The sequence below is a fragment of the Serratia plymuthica genome, from assembly GCF_018336935.1.
Classification (GTDB): domain Bacteria; phylum Pseudomonadota; class Gammaproteobacteria; order Enterobacterales; family Enterobacteriaceae; genus Serratia; species Serratia plymuthica_B.
This window is the reverse complement of record NZ_CP068771.1, coordinates 4010898-4026592: the sequence shown is the minus strand read 5'-3', so window position 1 is coordinate 4026592 and position 15695 is coordinate 4010898. Positions and strand designations below refer to the sequence as shown.

Here is a 15695-nt window from a genome sequence, read left to right as displayed (position 1 = left end):
GCAGTTCTCCTTACTTCCGCTGCCTGGCAACGGCTTTACTATTGAAAACCGAATCATAATCGTAGCGAGCGCCGCTCAGACAAGGCAGAAAAACGCGAAAAAGCGGAGTTTACACGCAGTAAATGAGCATTTTTCGCGTCTTTCCAACGCAGGATCAGCAAGCGCAGCAGATTATGAACCGTTTTACATCATGACGACGTCAAACTGTTCCTGGCTGTACAAGGGTTCGATCTGCACCTTAACCTGTTTGCCAACAAAGATTTCCACTTCGGCCAGCGCATGTGATTCTTCGCCTTTCAGCGCTTCACCAACCGCCGCAGAGGCGTAGACCAGGAAACGATCGGAATCGTAAGCATGGTGTACACGCACAATTTCACGCAAAATTTCGTAGCAGACGGTTTCCACCGTTTTCACGGTTCCGCGCCCATTACAGGTAGGACAATCATGACACAGCACATGTTCAATGCTTTCGCGCGTGCGTTTACGCGTCATTTCAACCAAGCCTAGCTGAGAGAAGCCGTTGATCGTGGTTTTTACCCGATCTTTACTCAACGCTTGCTCCAGCGAATGCAGCACCCGGCGGCGATGTTCGTCATTGTTCATGTCGATGAAGTCAATGATGATAATACCGCCCAGATTGCGCAACCGCAGCTGACGGGCAATGGCCTGCGTCGCTTCGATATTGGTATTGAAAATGGTTTCGTCGAGATTGCGGTGGCCGACAAAGGCACCGGTGTTGATATCCACGGTGGTCATCGCCTCGGTCTGGTCGATGATCAGGTAACCGCCGGATTTCAGCTCCACCTTGCGCTCCAGCGCCCGCTGGACTTCGTTTTCGACATCGTACAGGTCGAAGATCGGTTGCTTGCCGGCGTACAACTCCAGCTTGTCGGTGATATCCGGAATGTATTCGCCGGTAAACTCCACCAGTTGATCGTGAGTCTGGCGCGAATCAATGCGGATCCTGTCCAACGCCGCGCCGGCGAAATCGCGCAGAATGCGGTGCGCCAACGCCAGTTCGCCGTACAATTTGTATTTGGTCTGATTGCGCTTTTTGCGCTCCATGACCTTGGTCCACAGGCGTTTGAGGAATGCGGCGTCTTGCGACAGCTCTTCTTCGCCGATGCCTTCCGCCGCCGTGCGGATGATAAAACCGCCCAGCTCGTCGCAGTAGGCGGCTACGGCTTTTTTCAACCGCTCGCGCTCGGCTTCGCTTTCAATGCGCTGCGAAACGCCAACGTGCGCCGCACCCGGCATGAACACCAGATAACGCGAAGGCAGGGTAATATCGGTGGTCAGGCGCGCGCCTTTGGTGCCAAGGGGATCTTTCACCACCTGCACCATCAGATCCTGCCCCTGGCGCACCAGTTCGGCGATATCGCGCACGTGGAAATTCTTCTGCTCATCGCCGGCGACGCATTCGGTGTGCGGCATGATATCGGAGGCGTGCAGGAAGGCGGCCTTGTCCAGGCCGATATCGACGAATGCCGCTTGCATACCCGGCAAGACGCGGCTTACGCGCCCTTTATAAATATTGCCGACGATGCCGCGTTTGGATTCGCGCTCGATGTGGATCTCTTGCAGGATGCCGCCATCAATATAGGCAACCCGCGTTTCAGACGGTGTGATATTAACCAGTAGCTCAGCTGTCATGCCTTCTCCTCAGAGCCGGTCGATAATGGCAGCGCCCATCAACCGGTTCTTACATCACGTAATGCGACAAAATGACTGAGCAGCTCATGTGTTTCGACCAGCGGCAAACCCATCACCGCGTGATAACTCCCGGTTATCGTTCTGACGAAACAACCACCCTTTCCTTGAATTCCGTAGGCGCCCGCTTTATCCATCGGCTCGCCCGTTGCAATATAGTCGCAGATATCCTGGTGTGACAGGTTGCGGAACGTCACGTCTGTCACCACCAGCTGGCACAAAACGTCCTGGCTATCGGCGATCGCCACTGCGGTCATCACCTGATGCTGCTTGCCCGAGAGCATCGCCAGCATTTCTGCCGCATGCGCTTCGTCGCGCGGTTTTTCCAACACCCGGCCGTTGAGCACCACAATGGTATCCGCACCCAGCACCGGCCAGTCCTGCTGCGCCAGCGCCACGCCCGCTTTGGCCTTGTCCTGCGCCAGACGGCGCACATAGGCTTCTGCGGCTTCCCCTTCCCGACGCTGTTCTTCGGTATCCGTCAGGATAATTTCAAACGCAACGCCCAACAGGGTCAGTAATTCGCGTCGACGCGGAGAGCCGGAGGCCAGATAAAGCGAAGTCATTGATATACCCTTACTGTACGGCGAACTGACGGCGGATTTTGCGCATCAACAGGAACAACCACGGCCACAGAATGCCGTTAACCACACTACTCCAGAACACCTCTGGGCGGAAAGAGACGTTGATCACTAAAAACTCAGCCCAGAACACCACAACGTCCATCGCCAGGGACAACAGCACGACGATCAGCGCCTGTTGCCATAGCGCCATATTGCGGAACAGCTGGAATTTGAACGCCACCAGATAGGCGATGATACCCAACGCCAGCGCGCGTACGCCCAGCGTGGAGCCGAGGATCAGATCCATAACCAGCCCCAGCACGAAGCCGGTGCCGACGTTCACCCGGTGTGGCAGCGCCATCACCCAGTAAATCAGGATCAAAGCCAGCCAGGACGGCCGGAACATATAAAGTTGCTCCGGCCACGGCATGATTTGCAGCACCAGCGCGACCAAAAATGATAGCCAGATTATCCAGCGCCCGTTGCTGCGGTAGCGGTTCATTGCGCGGCTCCCGCAGCCGGTGCGGCGGTCTGCGGCGCAGCGGCGCCGGTTGCCGCTGCAGGCAGGGACGGTTGCGGGCCCATGGCGTCGGACGGCGGCAATACCTGCGGCATCATCTGCATCAGGCGCTCATTGGCGACACGGTGAACTTCATCGGGCGGCAGCGGCATATCGCCATTGCGATCGGCACCCCAAAGCAGCAGCAGATAACGCAAACGTTGCAGACCTGCGGTTGGCCGCGCCTGGATCACGGTATAGGCGCGCTGATTGTCCACTTTAACCGAGGAGACCACCGCTACCGGATAACCTTCCGGGAAACGGCCGCCCAGGCCTGAAGTCACCAGCACATCCCCTGTGCGGATATCGGTATTGTTCGGCAGATGCTCGAGCTGTAGATCGTCGGCGCAACCGCTGCCTGCGGCAATTACCCGGATATCGTTGCGCAGCACCTGAATCGGCAGCGCGTGAGAGGCGTCGCAAATCAGCAGCACGCGGCTGGTCACCTTCGCCACCGCCACCACCTGGCCGACCACGCCTTTATCGCTGATCACCGGCTGGCCTTCATAAACGCCATTGTCCGAACCTTTGTCGATCACCACTTGATCGCTATAAGGGTCGGAACCGGTGGAGATCACCTGGGTGACCATTTTGTGTTCATCCTGGCGCAGCGGCGAGCCTAACAGCTCACGCAAGCGGGCGTTTTCCTGCTTGAATTGGCCAAGAAGAAGAATATCGCTGTTTTTCAGCAGCAGTTCCTGCCGCAGAGCGCGGTTTTCCAGCTCCAGCTGTTGGCGGGTAGCTAGCGTTTCTGAAACGCCGTCCAAAACTTTACGTGGCCCATTGGCCAAAAAATAGAAAGGGCTGACGGCCGTGTCCATGTAGGTACGAATTTTCACGAACGTACCGAGACGGCTATCGGCAACGATCAGGCCAATGGCCGCAATCACCGCCAAAAAAAGTCGGAGTTGCAGGGAAGGCCCCCTGCTAAAAATCGGCTTCATAAATTATGCGAGTTCCTCGACAACAGAAAGAGGAACCGTACCTGATTTTCGCTTTGCGCAGTCATCCGATACGATTCCTCCTTCCTGGGGCTGACTATTCTTCGCTGAACAAATCGCCGCCATGCATGTCGATCATTTCCAACGCCTTGCCGCCGCCACGTGCTACGCAGGTCAGCGGATCTTCTGCCACGACTACCGGAATGCCGGTTTCTTCCATCAGCAGGCGATCCAGATTGCGCAACAGTGCGCCGCCGCCGGTCAACACCATGCCGCGTTCGGAAATGTCAGAGGCCAGCTCCGGCGGACACTGTTCCAGCGCCACCATCACCGCGCTGACGATGCCGGTCAACGGCTCTTGCAGCGCTTCGAGGATTTCATTGGAGTTCAGGGTAAAGCCGCGCGGCACGCCCTCAGCCAGGTTACGGCCGCGAACTTCGATTTCCAGCACTTCATCGCCCGGATAGGCTGAGCCGATTTCGTGCTTGATGCGTTCGGCGGTGGCTTCGCCAATCAGCGAGCCATAGTTACGACGCACATAATTAATGATGGCTTCGTCGAAGCGATCGCCACCGATACGTACGGAAGAGGAGTACACCACACCGTTCAGTGAGATCACCGCCACTTCAGTCGTACCGCCACCGATATCCACAACCATTGAACCGGTCGCTTCCGATACCGGCAAGCCTGCACCTATTGCCGCAGCCATCGGTTCTTCAATCAGAAACACCTCACGCGCACCGGCCCCTTGGGCGGATTCGCGAATGGCGCGGCGTTCAACCTGAGTTGCGCCAACCGGTACACACACCAGCACACGCGGGCTTGGTCGCATGAAGCTGTTGCTGTGAACCTGTTTGATAAAGTGCTGCAGCATTTTTTCGGTCACGAAGAAATCGGCGATCACGCCGTCTTTCATCGGGCGAATAGCCGCGATATTGCCAGGCGTACGGCCCAGCATCTGTTTGGCGTCATGACCCACGGCCGCAACGCTCTTGGGTGAACCGGCACGATCCTGGCGAATGGCAACCACCGACGGTTCGTTCAGTACAATGCCTTGCCCTTTAACATAAATCAGGGTATTGGCGGTACCCAAGTCGATGGACAAGTCATTGGAAAACATGCCACGAAATTTCTTAAACATAACTAAAGGATAATCCTGCAAGCTGGGGGCGGAAAATAAAATCCGCCTACTTTACCAACCACACGAAGCAGCGACAAGGCGCAAAAATGTTCTGCTTCGGTGAAAAATAGTCTGTATTGTTTCTGCTCGAATGCACGGAAATTGGATGGGGCCTGAATTCCCTGAACAAAGGCTCAGTTTACCACCCTGTCAGCGCACGAAACGGCGTAACACAGCTCATAAAATCTAACATATTCCCTGATTGACGCGGGTGGTAAGCACCTACCAACGTACAACAGAAAAGGGCTGACAAGAGCCTATATCAAATAGGCGTTCTTGTCGCAGGCAGTTTGGGGATAATCCCAAAATGACAGATAAAATTGCCCAGATGAATTGGCGCTCATTCTACGTCAATTTTTGCCCGGCATTCAGGTTAAACGCGATAACGGCGCGAATATTTTTTACGCCCCACGTCTATCGGCTCCGGCGGCGCAAAAAAGTCGCCCTGCCCACCCAGGATCCCACGTTCTTTCAACGTCTGCCATTCGTTGTTCGTCCGCACGCTGGCGGCAAACACCTTGGCGCGGGTGCCTTCGCAGGCGCCGGTCAGGCTCTGCACGAACAGCTGATTTTCATCGCGCTTATCAATCCCACGCACCAAACCAGCGTGGAGTTTGACGATCTCCACCGGTAATGACTTGATATAGGAGGCACTGACCACGGTTAATCCCGCCTGAGAAACGGCAAGACGGCACCCCAATCCTGAAAGCAATCTCAGCACCGGGCGCAAACGGTCGATATGTTGACACACATCTGCCTCTGCAAGTTCAATCAGAATTCGTCGACGGTGACTTTTTTCACACTGGAGCAGGGTATCGCGCAGCCAGCGCTGGAAACTGCGCTGCAATAATGAATCTACGCACAGCGTAAATGCCAGCGTCTCTTCCGGCCACAGCGCCAGCAGGGGAAGGATGCGGCTGATATGCTGGCGATCGTAACTTTCAGACAACCCCAACTGCTGCACCAACGGCATATATTCAGATGGTAACAGCTCTTGGGTTCCATCATAAATCCGGCTCATGATCTCACGGTGATGAACGTCCCCCTCCACCGTTACCGCCGGTTTTTGATACAGGCGCGGGCCGCCCCGCACCAGTACCTGCTCCAGCAGGGTACGCCATTTGACGCTGCCGCGCCCCTTTTCGGGCACCTTGCTGTCGTATACGTACCAGCCGTTTCCTCCCTGTAACGTGGCGTGCCGCGTTGCCTGCTCCGCGTAATCGATCACCTGTTCCGGGGTTTGCCCGCTGCGATAGGCCACGATGCCGATATGCAAGAACGCTTCGCGATCGATTAGCGCCGTTGAAGGGAGTGCGTCAATGGCATTCACCAGTTGCGCGGCGATGCCGTCCGCCTCTTTCAGCGTGCGGTGCGGCAACAATACGGTGAAGTCGCTGCGGAAATAGCGCGCCAGCAGCGCTGCGGGATAGCGCATCACGAAAGTCGACAGCAGATTGACCAGCGAGTACATCAGTTCTTGTACCGCGTTGTTGCCGTGGGTTTCCCGCAGCGTATCGAAGTCGGGTAACCGCACCATCATGACAATGCCGTGCGAGCCTTCCTCCTCCAACTGAGTCGCCAGTTGGTTATCAAAAAACAGTCGGTTGTTCAGCCCGGTTTTCGCGTCCTGCGCGGCAAAGGCGCGGATCAGCGTATCGACCCGGCTACGCTCTTCGCGCGCTTCCGCCAGATCCGCCAACAGGCGATCCAGAGCCCCGCTGACGTTCGCCGGCCATTCGCGCACATCGCCTTGCATCACACTCTCTCGTTCGCCGTTAAGAATGCGTCGCGCACGGCGTTCCAGCCGATCTTCCCCCTCGGCCTGCTCACGCAGCCAGCGCAGGCTGAACAGCAAAATAACCAACATCACGACGATCGACAGCGTGACAACCCCGGTGGATTGCAGCGAACGCACGTCGCTGACGAACGGATCGATATAGGTGATGTTAAGCGAACTGCCAGGGTGCTGCAGCAAAGGCCGGGAGGCCTGACGGTAGCCGTTCAGCGAATCCCAGGGCAGCTTCAACGTCGGCAGTTTATAGGTGAGGAGATTGGTGCGGCCGCTATCGACGCTGATGGCCACGATACCGAGCGGACGCATCACCAGCGGCAACCACTGCTGCTGTTCATCTGGGGATCCATGCAGCATTGACTGATCGAGCGACGTCACCAGCGAATCGAAGCGGCGCTCCAGGCGATCCTGAGTGACGTAGAAAAAACTGTATGAACACCCCATCAGCATCAAAAACATCGCCAGAGCAACAAGCAGGATGATCAGCGTAGACAGCTTCGTGGTAAATCGCATCCCTGTGCCCTGTCCGTTATGGTTACGTGAATTTTCACCTTTGGAGGTATAAAGGCCCCGAACCCGCTCAAATGCATACAACTCAATACCTTGATTTTTAATTAATAAATAACCTTTTACTTCGCTAGTTCCGCCAACGCGAGGCGGCAAATCACGCCGTTCAACCTATCAAGCATAGTCAACGAAGAAAACCTTAAAACGTCATTATTTGTCCTTTATCAGGACATAAATTCCTTATTATGCATATAGTCAAATAAATCTGATTCAGCCATCTGCGGCAAAATGAAAAAGCGAGGAAGAGTGACATGCGCGCACTGCTATTGGAACAACAAGACGAGCAAACTTTGGCACACATCAAAGACATCAGCAGCGATCAACTGCCCGATGGCGATGTGACGATCGACGTTAACTGGTCCAGCCTTAACTATAAAGATGCGCTGGCGATCACCGGCAAAGGCAAGATCATCCGCCAATTCCCTATGGTACCTGGCATCGACTTCGCCGGCACGGTACGCGACAGCGCAGACCCGCGCTTTAAGGATGGCCAGAGCGTGGTGCTCACCGGCTGGGGCGTCGGCGAAAATCACTGGGGCGGCCTGGCAGAGCAGGCGCGGGTATCCGGCGAATGGCTGGTGCCGCTGCCGCATGGGTTGGATGAACGCCAGGCGATGATCCTCGGCACAGCGGGGTTTACCGCCATGTTATGCGTGATGGCGCTGGAAGAAGGCGGCGTACGACCGGATGACGGCGACATTCTGGTGACCGGCGCCAGCGGTGGCGTTGGCAGCGCGGCGATCGCCATTCTGACGGCATTGGGCTATCACGTGACCGCGATCAGCGGCCGCGAAAGCAACACCGACTACCTGAAAGCGCTGGGAGCCAAAGAGGTACTGTCGCGCAGCGGCTATCTGGAAGCGCCACGCCCGCTGGAGAAACAGCTGTGGGCCGGCGCGGTAGATACCGTTGGCGACACCTTGCTGGCACGAGTGCTGGCACAGATGAACTATAACGGCGTCGTCGCCGCCTGCGGACTGGCCGGCGGTTACCACCTGCCAACCACGGTGATGCCGTTTATTCTGCGCAACGTGCGCCTGCAGGGTGTGGACTCGGTGCATACCCCGCTGCACCGCCGCCAAACCGCCTGGGAACGCCTGGCCGGTATTCTGCCGGACAGCTTCTACCAGCAGGCCACGCAGGAAATTACGCTGGAACAGGCGCCGGCCACTGCCGCAGCGCTACTGAATAACCAAGTCACCGGCCGCACGCTAGTGAAAATCCGCTAAATCTTATCTCCCCCGGCGACGGGGGAAATCCGCTCTACGAAATTTCATATTTTCCTGTCGCCTCTCGCATAAGCCCTGCTTTCGCGCCATGCTTATACTCTTAAGACGCGGAGAAAATGCCATGAGTAAACAACGAAAATTGACCGAGGCCGATGTCACACCCGAGAGCGTGTTTCATCAGCGGCGCAAAGTGTTGCAGGCATTGGGCATCACCGCCGCTTCACTGGCGTTGCCCACCCCTGCGCGGGCGGATTTGCTGTCATGGTTCAAAGGCCACGATCGACCCAAGGCACCCCCGGGCAAACCGCTGACGTTCACCAAACCTGCGGCCTGGCAATCCCAGTTGGCACTTACGCCGGAAGACAAGGTTTCCGGTTACAACAATTTCTACGAATTCGGTCTCGATAAGGCCGATCCCGCCGCCAATGCCGGGGGATTGAAAACCGAAGGCTGGAAGGTACGCATCGACGGTGAAGTCGGTAAACCGATCACGCTGGATATCGATGATTTGATCAAGCGCTTCCCACTGGAACAGCGCATCTACCGCATGCGTTGCGTAGAGGCCTGGTCGATGGTCGTCCCCTGGATTGGCTTTGAACTGGGTAAACTCATTAAACTGGCGGAGCCGAACAGCAATGCACGCTACGTGGCCTTCCAGACGCTGTACGATCCGGAACAGATGCCGGGCCAGAAGGATCGCTTTATCGGCGGCGGCCTGAAGTATCCGTATGTCGAAGGGCTGCGTCTCGATGAAGCCATGAACCCGCTGGCGCTGCTGACCGTCGGCGTATACGGCAAAACGCTGCCGCCGCAAAATGGCGCGCCGCTGCGGCTGATCACCCCATGGAAATACGGTTTCAAAGGCATTAAATCCATTGTTCATATCCGCCTGGTGCGTGATCAACCGCCGACGACCTGGAATGAGTCTGCGCCCAATGAATACGGTTTCTACGCCAACGTGAACCCGCACGTCGATCATCCGCGCTGGTCGCAGGCCACCGAACGTTTTATCGGTTCCGGCGGCATCCTGGACGTCAAACGCCAGCCGACGCTGCTGTTTAACGGCTATGCCGATCAGGTCGCGTCGCTGTATCGCGGGATGGACCTGCGGGAGAATTTTTAAGTGCGTTTAACTCCGCTTCACATCAAAGGGATCAAGGTCGCCATTTATCTGGCGGCATTCCTGCCGTTTCTCTGGCTGCTGCTGGCGGTGGATCAGGGCTGGTTCAGCGCCGATCCGGCCAAGGATATTCAGCATTTTACCGGCAGAATGACGCTGAAACTGCTGCTGGCGACCTTGATGATTGCCCCGCTGGCGCGCTATGCCCGCCAACCGCTGCTGATCCGCTGCCGCCGCCTGGTGGGGCTGTGGTGTTTTGCCTGGGGCACGCTGCATTTGATAAGCTATTCAACGCTCGAATTGGGGCTGAGCAATATCGGCCTGCTGGGGCGCGAACTGGTGACTCGTCCTTATCTGACACTCGGCATTATCAGTTGGCTGATTTTGCTCGCGCTGGCCGCCACCTCTACACTATGGGCAATGCGCAAACTGGGTGCCAAATGGCAGACGTTGCATAACTTCGTCTATCTGGCGGCGATACTGGCGCCGATTCACTATCTGTGGTCGGTAAAAACTTTTTCCCCACAACCTTTCATTTACGCCCTGCTGGCTATACTGCTGCTGGCGCTGCGATACAAAAAATTCCGCAATTGGTGGCGTTAAAAGGCGGAACTTTTCTGTGTTCTACCCCTCATAATGCAATACCGCCATCGTCAGTTTGCCGATTTGGGGTTGAATATCTTCGCTGATAAGACCAGTATTTAGCTGCGAATTGCTACGATATCGTTATAATGCTCGACCTAGCTCCTGTTTTCAGGGTGAATTTCCCCCTTAACAGGTGACAAATCGGTGACATCGGGTTATTTTCTACGATGATGGTTTTATTGCCGGAGATACCAGCACAATGGCAGACAAGTCTCACATTTTGCTTTTGAACGGCCCCAATCTGAATCTGCTGGGGACGCGTGAGCCGGAGAAGTACGGCAGCACGACGCTCACAGAAATCGTTAACGGATTGGAAAACCAGGCATCCGCGCTGGATATCACCCTGAGCCATCTGCAATCCAACGCCGAGTATCAGCTTATCGATCGCATACATCAGGCACGCGGCAACACGGATTTTATTCTGATCAACCCTGCCGCGTTCACGCATACCAGCGTGGCGCTGCGTGATGCATTGCTGGCGGTGCAGATCCCGTTTATCGAGATCCACCTCTCCAATGTGCACGCCCGCGAGCCTTTCCGCCATCATTCCTACCTCTCCGATGTTGCGGTAGGCGTGATTTGCGGCCTCGGCGCGGATGGCTACACATTTGCTTTACAGGCAGCGGTTAACCGTCTGTCAAAAACCCACTAATTGCTACGCAAAAAGAGTACGGAATCACACTCATGGATATTCGTAAAATCAAGAAACTGATCGAACTGGTTGAAGAATCAGGCATTTCTGAACTGGAAATCTCTGAAGGCGAAGAGTCGGTTCGCATCAGCCGTGCCGCGCCTGCGCAGGCTTACCCAATGATGCCGCAGGCCTATGCCATGCCGGCGCAGCAGCCGGCTCTGGCTAACGCCGTTGCCAGCGCGCCTGCCGCAGAACCCCCTGCAGCACCGGCGGCCATGAGTGGCCACATCGTCCGTTCCCCAATGGTCGGCACTTTCTACCGCACGCCAAGCCCGGATGCGAAAGCCTTCATCGAAATCGGCCAGAAAGTGAACGCCGGCGACACGCTGTGCATCGTTGAAGCCATGAAAATGATGAACCAGATCGAAGCGGACAAATCCGGCGTTGTTAAAGCTATTCTGGTAGAAAACGGCCAACCGGTTGAATTTGACGAGCCACTGGTCGTCATCGAATAACGAGGCGAACATGCTTGATAAAATTGTTATCGCCAACCGCGGCGAGATCGCGCTTCGTATCCTGCGTGCTTGTAAAGAGCTGGGCATCAAAACCGTTGCCGTGCACTCCACAGCCGATCGCGATCTGAAACACGTACTGCTGGCTGACGAGACCGTCTGTATTGGTCCTGCGCCCTCGGTAAAAAGCTATTTGAACATCCCGGCAATCATCTCTGCGGCGGAAATTACCGGCGCAGTGGCGATCCACCCGGGCTACGGCTTCCTGTCCGAAAACGCCGACTTCGCCGAGCAGATCGAACGCTCCGGCTTTATCTTCATCGGCCCGAAAGCCGAAACCATCCGCCTGATGGGCGACAAGGTTTCTGCGATCAATGCCATGAAGAAAGCCGGCGTGCCTTGCGTCCCTGGCTCCGATGGCCCGCTGACCGACGACATGGATAAAAACCGTGCCTTCGCCAAGCGCATCGGCTACCCGGTGATCATCAAGGCCTCCGGCGGCGGCGGCGGCCGTGGCATGCGCGTAGTGCGCAGCGACAAAGATCTCGAACAGTCCATTTCCATGACCAAAGCGGAAGCCAAAGCGGCTTTCAACAATGACATGGTTTACATGGAAAAATACCTGGAAAACCCACGTCATATCGAAATTCAGATTTTGGCGGACGGCCAGGGCAACGCCATCTATCTGGCCGAGCGCGACTGCTCCATGCAGCGCCGCCACCAGAAAGTGGTTGAAGAGGCTCCGGCACCGGGCATCACCAGCGAAATGCGCCGTTACATCGGCGAGCGCTGCTCGAAGGCCTGTGTGGAAATCGGTTATCGCGGCGCAGGCACCTTCGAGTTCCTGTATGAAAACGGCGAGTTCTATTTCATCGAAATGAACACCCGTATTCAGGTTGAACACCCGGTTACCGAAATGATCACCGGCGTGGATCTGATCAAAGAGCAGCTGCGCATCGCTGCCGGTCAGCCGCTGTCGATCAAACAAGACGAAGTGAAGGTCCACGGCCATGCGGTGGAATGCCGTATCAACGCCGAAGACCCGAACACCTTCCTGCCGAGCCCGGGCAAGATCACCCGTTTCCATGCGCCAGGCGGTTTCGGCGTGCGTTGGGAATCTCATATTTACGCCGGTTATACCGTACCGCCGTATTATGATTCCATGATCGGCAAACTGATCACTTACGGTGAAAACCGTGACGTGGCCATTGCCCGCATGAAGAACGCCCTGGCTGAGCTGATCATCGATGGCATCAAAACCAACGTTGAACTGCAGCAAAAGATCATGAGCGACGAAAACTTCCAGCACGGTGGCACCAACATCCACTACCTGGAGAAGAAGCTGGGTCTGCAGGAAACCTAAGGCAGGCTCCACGCATTGCCTGACAGAAGGCCGGTTAATCACCGGCCTTTTTCTTTTTCGTTTCGGCCGGTAACGGCTTGGCAAAACGATGGCATGCCGTAGAATTCCCTACCTTTGGTACATCCCTCACCCTAAACCTGTGGGAAACAATGATGGACAAACGCTTTATTCAGGCACACCGCGAAGCGCGCTGGGCGCTGGGGCTGACGCTGCTCTATCTGCTGGCCTGGTCGCTGGCGGCCTATCTGCCGACCAGCAATGCCGGTATCACCGGTCTGCCGCACTGGTTCGAGATGGCCTGCCTGCTGGTGCCGCTGCTGTTTATCGTCCTGTGCTGGCTGATGGTACGCGGCGTGTTCCGCGATATTTCGCTGGAGGATAACGATGCGAACTGAAGTGATCCTGCCGTTAATCGCCTACCTGCTGCTGGTGTTCGGGCTGTCGGTGTATGCTTACAGTCGGCGTCAGAGCGGCAACTTCCTCAGCGAATATTTCCTCGGTAACCGGTCAATGGGCGGCTTCGTGCTGGCCATGACGCTGACCGCCACCTATATCAGCGCCAGTTCCTTCATCGGTGGCCCCGGCGCCGCCTACAAATACGGCCTTGGCTGGGTACTGCTGGCCATGATCCAACTGCCTGCGGTGTGGCTGTCGCTCGGCGTGCTGGGCAAAAAGTTCGCCATTCTGGCGCGCCGCTATAACGCCATCACCCTGAACGACATGCTGTACGGCCGCTATCAAAGCCGTCTGTTGGTATGGCTGGCCAGCCTCAGCCTGCTGGTGGCGTTCCTGGGCGCCATGACGGTGCAATTTATCGGCGGCGCGCGCCTGCTGGAAACCGCGGCCGGTATCCCATACGACACCGGCCTGCTGATTTTCGGCATCAGCATCGCGCTCTATACCGCCTTTGGCGGTTTCCGCGCCAGCGTGCTGAATGACGCCATGCAAGGACTGGTGATGCTGATCGGCACCGTGCTGCTGCTGGTTGCGGTGATCCACGCCGCCGGCGGCCTGCACAGCGCGGTGGACAAACTGCAACAGATCGACCCGGCGCTGGTGTCGCCGCAGGGCGGCGAGCAAATCCTCAGCCTGCCCTTTATGGCATCGTTCTGGATCCTGGTGTGCTTTGGCGTGATTGGCTTGCCGCATACCGCGGTGCGCTGCATCTCATACAAAGACAGCAAAGCGGTGCATCGCGGCATTATTCTCGGCACCATGGTGGTGGCGGTGCTGATGTTCGGCATGCATCTGGCCGGCGCGTTGGGCCGCGCGGTGTTGCCGGATCTGAAAATCCCCGATCAGGTGATCCCGACGCTGATGATCACCGTGCTGCCGCCGTACGCCGCCGGCATTTTCCTGGCCGCACCGATGGCGGCAATCATGTCGACGATTAACGCCCAACTGCTGCAATCTTCCGCCACTATCGTCAAAGATCTCTATCTTGGCGTGCGCCCACAGCACATGCAGAACGAAAGGTTGATCAAGCGTTTTTCCAGCCTGACCACGTTGATCCTCGGTCTGCTGGTGCTGCTGGCGGCCTGGCGACCGCCGGAAATGATCATCTGGCTGAATCTGCTGGCGTTTGGCGGCCTGGAGGCGGTATTCCTGTGGCCGCTGGTGCTTGGGCTGTACTGGGAGCGCGCCAACGCGCAGGGAGCGCTTAGCTCAATGGTGACAGGTGCGGTATGCTATACGCTATTGGCCAGCTTCAAGCTGCAGTTGGCGGGGTTGCACCCTATCGTGCCTTCGTTGTTGCTCAGCCTGCTGGCGTTTTATATCGGTAACGTCGTCGGCGAAAAGCGCCGGGTGGCGTCATCATTACCCTCTTAAAGAGAATAGCTATGCCTTGGATCCAACTAAAACTGAACACCACCGGCAGCCAGGCGGAAGACCTGAGCGACGCGCTGGTTGAAAGCGGCGCCGTCTCGGTGACCTTCCAGGACACCCACGACAACCCGGTGTTCGAGCCGCTGCCTGGCGAAACCCTGCTGTGGGGCGATACCGACGTGATCGGCCTGTACGACGCGGAGACCGATATGGCCGAAGTGGTGGCGATACTGGAACAGCATCCGCTGCTGGGCACAGGTTTCCGCCACAAGATTGAACAGCTGGAAGACAAGGACTGGGAACGCGAGTGGATGGACAACTTCCACCCGATGCGCTTCGGCGAACGCCTGTGGATCTGCCCGAGCTGGCGCGACGTGCCCGATCCGGATGCGGTCAACGTAATGCTCGACCCGGGCCTGGCGTTTGGTACCGGCACCCACCCGACCACCGCGCTGTGCCTGCAGTGGCTGGATGGCCTCGATCTGGCCGGTAAGACCATTATCGACTTCGGCTGCGGTTCCGGCATTCTGGCGATTGCCGCACTGAAGCTCGGCGCAGCGCGCGCTATCGGCATAGATATCGATCCCCAGGCCATTCAGGCCAGCCGCGACAACGCGCAGCGTAACGGCGTTTCAGAGCGTCTGGAACTGTATCTGCCGAAAGACCAACCGGCCGACCTGCTGGCAGACGTCGTGGTCGCCAATATCCTGGCCGGCCCCCTGCGCGAACTGGCGCCGCTGATCGGCTGCCTGCCGAAGTCCGGCGGTTACCTGGGCCTGTCCGGCGTGTTGGCTAGCCAGGCGGCAAGCGTGGCGGAAGCCTATGAAGATAAATTCACGCTCGATCCGGTCGCAGAGCGCGAAGAATGGTGCCGTATTACCGGCCAGCGTAACTAATCGCCCCCCTTCCTTTCATGCAAAAATCCATCGGAAGTTACCCCTTCCGGTGGATTTTTTTATTTCCCTTTAGCCTGACTGATTTATACCTACATTTAGCAAGTGTATTCTCTTGCCTCTGGCGCCAACGCCCCCTGAGGCGACGGCGCCCATTCAG

Annotated in this window: 15 protein-coding genes; 9 read left to right on the top strand and 6 right to left on the bottom strand. The window is 56.9% G+C overall.

Annotation, left to right across the window (positions count from 1 at the left end; translation table 11 throughout):
• Positions 1–183 precede the first annotated feature (183 nt).
• The 6 genes from rng to csrD all read right to left on the bottom strand — a co-directional run bounded on the left by rng (position 184) and on the right by csrD (position 7258).
• The gene (rng, locus tag JK621_RS18805; protein ID WP_013814708.1) at positions 184–1653 is read right to left on the bottom strand and encodes a ribonuclease G; all 1470 of its coding nucleotides are present in this window, start codon (positions 1651–1653) and stop codon (positions 184–186) included.
• Between the two features lie 38 nt (positions 1654–1691).
• Positions 1692–2276 (bottom strand): Maf family protein, encoded by a 585-nt coding sequence (locus JK621_RS18800; RefSeq protein WP_212557165.1) that lies wholly within the window; start codon positions 2274–2276, stop codon positions 1692–1694.
• Positions 2277–2286: 10 nt separating this feature from the next.
• Complete coding sequence (mreD, locus tag JK621_RS18795) at positions 2287–2775, bottom strand: rod shape-determining protein MreD (protein ID WP_212557164.1); 489 nt, start codon at positions 2773–2775, stop codon at positions 2287–2289.
• The gene (gene mreC / locus JK621_RS18790) at positions 2772–3776 is read right to left on the bottom strand and encodes a rod shape-determining protein MreC (protein ID WP_212557163.1); all 1005 of its coding nucleotides are present in this window, start codon (positions 3774–3776) and stop codon (positions 2772–2774) included. Before mreC ends, mreD begins: the two co-directional genes overlap by 4 nt.
• A gap of 94 nt (positions 3777–3870) precedes the next feature.
• Positions 3871–4914: a rod shape-determining protein MreB gene (gene mreB, locus JK621_RS18785; RefSeq protein WP_126485560.1), complete on the bottom strand. Its 1044-nt coding sequence runs from the start codon at positions 4912–4914 to the stop codon at positions 3871–3873.
• Positions 4915–5326: 412 nt separating this feature from the next.
• A complete protein-coding gene (gene csrD, locus JK621_RS18780; protein ID WP_212557162.1) occupies positions 5327–7258 on the bottom strand; it encodes an RNase E specificity factor CsrD in 1932 nt (643 codons plus the stop codon).
• A gap of 305 nt (positions 7259–7563) precedes the next feature.
• Here csrD and JK621_RS18775 point away from each other — a divergent pair, with 305 nt between their 5' ends.
• From JK621_RS18775 to prmA, 9 genes are all read left to right on the top strand, one after another.
• Positions 7564–8541, top strand: coding sequence for an MDR family oxidoreductase (locus JK621_RS18775; RefSeq protein WP_212557161.1), 978 nt, complete (start codon positions 7564–7566; stop codon positions 8539–8541).
• Between the two features lie 121 nt (positions 8542–8662).
• Positions 8663–9664 (top strand): protein-methionine-sulfoxide reductase catalytic subunit MsrP, encoded by a 1002-nt coding sequence (gene msrP / locus JK621_RS18770; RefSeq protein WP_212557160.1) that lies wholly within the window; start codon positions 8663–8665, stop codon positions 9662–9664.
• Positions 9665–10264, top strand: coding sequence for a protein-methionine-sulfoxide reductase heme-binding subunit MsrQ (gene msrQ, locus JK621_RS18765; protein WP_212557159.1), 600 nt, complete (start codon positions 9665–9667; stop codon positions 10262–10264).
• A gap of 241 nt (positions 10265–10505) precedes the next feature.
• Positions 10506–10958, top strand: coding sequence for a type II 3-dehydroquinate dehydratase (gene aroQ / locus JK621_RS18760; protein ID WP_004948665.1), 453 nt, complete (start codon positions 10506–10508; stop codon positions 10956–10958).
• Between the two features lie 32 nt (positions 10959–10990).
• Positions 10991–11455: an acetyl-CoA carboxylase biotin carboxyl carrier protein gene (gene accB / locus JK621_RS18755; protein ID WP_212557158.1), complete on the top strand. Its 465-nt coding sequence runs from the start codon at positions 10991–10993 to the stop codon at positions 11453–11455.
• Between the two features lie 10 nt (positions 11456–11465).
• A complete protein-coding gene (gene accC, locus JK621_RS18750) occupies positions 11466–12815 on the top strand; it encodes an acetyl-CoA carboxylase biotin carboxylase subunit (protein ID WP_212557157.1) in 1350 nt (449 codons plus the stop codon).
• Between the two features lie 152 nt (positions 12816–12967).
• Positions 12968–13210 carry a YhdT family protein gene (locus tag JK621_RS18745; protein ID WP_212560237.1) on the top strand — a complete coding sequence of 81 codons (243 nt, stop codon included), beginning with the start codon at positions 12968–12970 and terminating at the stop codon, positions 13208–13210.
• On the top strand, positions 13200–14645 hold the full coding sequence (gene panF, locus JK621_RS18740) for a sodium/pantothenate symporter (RefSeq protein ID WP_212557156.1): 1446 nt from the start codon (positions 13200–13202) through the stop codon (positions 14643–14645). Before JK621_RS18745 ends, panF begins: the two co-directional genes overlap by 11 nt.
• Positions 14646–14656: 11 nt before the next feature.
• Positions 14657–15538, top strand: coding sequence for a 50S ribosomal protein L11 methyltransferase (gene prmA / locus JK621_RS18735; RefSeq protein ID WP_212557155.1), 882 nt, complete (start codon positions 14657–14659; stop codon positions 15536–15538).
• Positions 15539–15695: the final 157 nt, after the last annotated feature.

Bases quoted from the DNA above. Each gene is read 5' to 3' on its own strand.
- rng (WP_013814708.1), bottom strand. From the start codon at position 1,653: ATGACAGCTGAGCTACTGGTTAATATCACACCGTCTGAAACGCGGGTT.
- JK621_RS18800 (WP_212557165.1), bottom strand. From the start codon at position 2,276: ATGACTTCGCTTTATCTGGCCTCCGGCTCTCCGCGTCGACGCGAATTA.
- mreD (WP_212557164.1), bottom strand. From the start codon at position 2,775: ATGAACCGCTACCGCAGCAACGGGCGCTGGATAATCTGGCTATCATTT.
- mreC (WP_212557163.1), bottom strand. From the start codon at position 3,776: ATGAAGCCGATTTTTAGCAGGGGGCCTTCCCTGCAACTCCGACTTTTT.
- mreB (WP_126485560.1), bottom strand. From the start codon at position 4,914: ATGTTTAAGAAATTTCGTGGCATGTTTTCCAATGACTTGTCCATCGAC.
- csrD (WP_212557162.1), bottom strand. From the start codon at position 7,258: ATGCGATTTACCACGAAGCTGTCTACGCTGATCATCCTGCTTGTTGCT.
- JK621_RS18775 (WP_212557161.1), top strand. From the start codon at position 7,564: ATGCGCGCACTGCTATTGGAACAACAAGACGAGCAAACTTTGGCACAC.
- msrP (WP_212557160.1), top strand. From the start codon at position 8,663: ATGAGTAAACAACGAAAATTGACCGAGGCCGATGTCACACCCGAGAGC.
- aroQ (WP_004948665.1), top strand. From the start codon at position 10,506: ATGGCAGACAAGTCTCACATTTTGCTTTTGAACGGCCCCAATCTGAAT.
- accB (WP_212557158.1), top strand. From the start codon at position 10,991: ATGGATATTCGTAAAATCAAGAAACTGATCGAACTGGTTGAAGAATCA.
- accC (WP_212557157.1), top strand. From the start codon at position 11,466: ATGCTTGATAAAATTGTTATCGCCAACCGCGGCGAGATCGCGCTTCGT.
- JK621_RS18745 (WP_212560237.1), top strand. From the start codon at position 12,968: ATGGACAAACGCTTTATTCAGGCACACCGCGAAGCGCGCTGGGCGCTG.
- panF (WP_212557156.1), top strand. From the start codon at position 13,200: ATGCGAACTGAAGTGATCCTGCCGTTAATCGCCTACCTGCTGCTGGTG.
- prmA (WP_212557155.1), top strand. From the start codon at position 14,657: ATGCCTTGGATCCAACTAAAACTGAACACCACCGGCAGCCAGGCGGAA.